This window comes from Planomonospora algeriensis (assembly GCF_977012225.1).
The window spans coordinates 1-3,170 of record NZ_CDRNDK010000603.1; the positions used below are offsets into that span (position 1 = coordinate 1).

General features: G+C 71.5%; 2 protein-coding genes, 1 pseudogene and 1 riboswitch. All 3 genes and pseudogenes read left to right on the plus strand.

Annotated elements, in window-relative coordinates:
* Positions 1 to 684, plus strand: a pseudogene (locus tag ACWJ6R_RS33160) (NYN domain-containing protein); the annotation flags it as partial.
* A 238-nt stretch (positions 685 to 922) separates the two neighbouring features.
* Positions 923 to 1,909: an NlpC/P60 family protein gene (locus ACWJ6R_RS33165; RefSeq protein WP_449066004.1), complete on the plus strand. Its 987-nt coding sequence runs from the start codon at positions 923 to 925 to the stop codon at positions 1,907 to 1,909.
* Positions 1,910 to 2,322: 413 nt separating this feature from the next.
* Positions 2,323 to 2,481, plus strand: a riboswitch (cyclic di-AMP (ydaO/yuaA leader).
* A 109-nt stretch (positions 2,482 to 2,590) separates the two neighbouring features.
* Positions 2,591 to 3,097: a C40 family peptidase gene (locus ACWJ6R_RS33170; protein WP_449066005.1), complete on the plus strand. Its 507-nt coding sequence runs from the start codon at positions 2,591 to 2,593 to the stop codon at positions 3,095 to 3,097.
* Positions 3,098 to 3,170 lie beyond the last annotated feature (73 nt).

Below are 3,170 nucleotides of genomic sequence, written 5' to 3' on the forward strand. Positions count from 1 at the left end.
CGGGGGAGAGCGAGCTGCGCCGGCTGCGGGAGCGCCTGGCCGACTCCGAGCGGCAGCTGGAGGCCGCCCGCCGGGCCGGCCCGGGAGGGCCGGAGCGAGGAGGACACCAAGGTCCGGGTGCTGCTCGACGCGCTCGCGGACGCCGCGGCCGGGCTGCGCAGGGAGCTGGCGCTGCCCTCGGGCATCAACCGGCCGGCCGACTCCGTCGCCTCGGTCGCCCCCGGCAGGCCGGGGGTCCGGGCGGTGCCCGCCCGGGCGCTCGCCGACGACGACCCCGCCCTGCTCGACCAGTTGCTCGCGCTGCCGCAGATCCACCTGATCGTGGACGGCTACAACGTGACGAAGACCGGCTACGGCACCCTCACCCTGGCCGACCAGCGCAACCGCCTGCTCACCGGGCTCGGCGCGCTGTACGCGCAGACCCGGACCGAGTTGACCTGCGTCTTCGACGGCGCCGAGCTGGACGGGCCGGTCCCGGTGTCGGCGCCGCGAGGGGTCAGGGTGCTGTTCAGCGCGCCGGGGCAGATCGCCGACGACCTGATCCGCCAGCTGGTCCGCGCCGAGCCCGTCGGGCGGGCGCTCGCGGTGGTCTCCTCCGACCGCGAGGTGGCCGAATCGGTCCGCCGCATGGGGGCGCGGCCGGTGCCCGCCGCGCTGCTCCTGAAGCGCCTCGGGCGCGGCTGAGCCCTCTGTCGGGCCTCCCGTCTCCGCCGCCCCGCCGGAGCGCGTCCCGCCTGCCTCGGAGCCGCTCCCGGGCCTCGCCGCGCCTCCGCCGCCGGGATTTCGCTGATCTCCGCCGGGCCGCGTCCGGTGAGAGGGGAAGGCGGGGAAGCGGGCGAAAAGGTGAGCTGGACCTTACTGATTCTGTACTATTCGCCCCAGGTCTTTACGGCGGGAGGGCGTAGTAGTGGCCGTGGCGGGTATGCCGAAGTGTTATGGGCGGGTGCCCGTGGCGGCCGGACTGGCTCTCGTGGCGTTCCTGCTGCCGGCGCTGCCGGCCGGCGACGCGCTCGCCGAGCCGAAGCCGACGATCGCCCAGGCCAAGAAGAAGCTGGAGAAGCTCAACGACCAGGCCGACAAGATCGTCGAGAAGTACAACCAGGCCGGCGAGAAGTGGAAGAAGGCCCGCACGCGCTACCGGACGCTCAACGGCGCCCTGGAGAAGCAGAGCGCGAAGGTCGCCGGGCTGCGCCGGGATCTGGTCACGATGGCGGTCAGCGGCTACCAGGCGGGCACGGTGACCGGCTGGGAGGGCCTGATCACCCGGCCCGACCCGAGCGACCTGCTGAGCGGCCTGGCCGCGGTGGACCAGATGTCGGCCCTGCGCGCCCAGTCCCTCAACGCCTTCGACGAGGCCACCAAGACGCTGCGGACCGACCGGGACAAGGCCAAGGCCGCCCTGGCCGAGGCCGATGAGTACCGCGACGAGCTGGCCAGGGAGAAGGCCAAGGCCGACAAGATGGTCAAGGCGCAGATCAAGCTCCTGCGCGAGCTCGGCGCCTACCGGGCGGGCAATCCGAACAGCCCCGGCATCACCTACACCGGACCGGCCTCGGGGAGTGCCCGTGAGGCCCTCGAGTTCGCGTTCGCCCAGGTCGGCAAGCCGTACCAGTACGGCGGCACGGGACCGGGCGGCTGGGACTGCTCCGGGCTGGTCCAGGCCGCCTGGCGCGCCGGGGGCGTCAGCCTCCCCCGGACGACCTGGGAGCAGTGGAGCTGGGGGGCGAGCCGGAGGGTCTCCCTGGACGACCTCCAGCCCGGAGACCTCATCTTCAGCGAGGGCCTGGGGCACGTGAGCCTGTACGCGGGCGGCGGCCAGATCGTCCACGCCCCGCAGACCGGCGACGTCGTGAAGGTCGTCGAACTGTCGTCGTACGGCCGCCGCCTGGTGGGCGCGGTCCGTCCCTGACGCCGCCCCGCGTCCCGTCCGGCTCCCGGCCCCGACGCGCCCTGACCGCGGCGGCCCCGCCGTACCGGCGTCACCGGTGACGCCTGAGCCCGCGAGCCCCGTGCCCGCGGGCTCTTCGGCGTCCGGCGGAGATCATCACCCCTGTGACTGGAGTTACGGGAGTGACAACGTTCAGGCAGTGGATTTCCAAATGTGACGAGAGTCATATCGCGGTGGTGGACTCGCCGTTATCCAGCGGTTATGAAAAGAGAGAAGAGACTCCCCGATCTTCGAACGGGGCGGTGTCTTTGCCGAAGTTTGGGGATCGGGGTAACTTCTGGCGTCGCGACGAGCAAGCCATGCCGTCGCAGTGCACCAGCCTCTCGGGCTGTGTCCAGATAAATAATCCAAGCGGTCACGCGACCCATCGACACCGTCGTGACCTGCCGAATCCATGCAGCCATGAGGCATGGAACCGGGGAACCAAAGGCATGGTCCCATTGCCAGGGGTGAATCGGCACGCCGTTGTGCCGTAGGGCGTCTTCCCTGCCCGAATCCGTCAGCTAACCCGGTAGGCATCAGTGGAAGCCCCAAGGAGAAATCCTGTCTACCACCCTGCAGAACTCCTGTTCGTCGCGCCTTTTTCGCCTTTCTGTAGGCGGTTTCGCGCTCACTCTGACCGCGTCGGCCGGCGCGGTCGGAATGAATTCCGCGCAGGCGCGGGCGGCGACGAACGGCTCGACCGCGGTACAGGCCGGAGCCGTCGCGGTCGCCCAGATGAGCGGCGTCTCCCTCACCGGGGCGGGCGCCAAGGCGGCCACCGGGCTGAGCAAGGCCGCGCGGCAGAAGGCGAAGGCGGCGAAGGCCGTCTCGGTGGCCAAGCGGCAGGTCGGCGACCCCTACCGCTGGGGCGGGACCGGCCCCGGCGGGTTCGACTGCTCGGGCCTGGCGCAGTACTCGTGGCGCAAGGCGGGGGTACGGCTCCCGCGGATCACGCACAGCCAGTACCGCGCCGTCAGGAAGAAGGTCTCCTGGCGCAGCCTGCGCCCCGGTGACCTGCTCTTCTTCTACGGCAAGGGCCACGTCGGCATCTACGTCGGCAAGGGAAGGATGGTCCACGCGCCGAGCAGCGGCAGGACGGTCCGGATCGTGAAGCTGAAGAACTACTACCGTTCCTCCTTCGCCGGAGCGGTCCGCCCCGGTGTCTGACCGGGCCGATTGACCGGGCGGATCCGGCGGCGGGCGTGCCGCCGGAGGCGCCGGCGCACGCGGCCCGCCCGAC

What these genes read in the sequence shown, in the direction of transcription:
- ACWJ6R_RS33165 (WP_449066004.1), top strand. Translation starts at nt 923, where the DNA reads ATGCCGAAGTGTTATGGGCGGGTGCCCGTGGCGGCCGGACTGGCTCTC.
- ACWJ6R_RS33170 (WP_449066005.1), top strand. Translation starts at nt 2,591, where the DNA reads ATGAATTCCGCGCAGGCGCGGGCGGCGACGAACGGCTCGACCGCGGTA.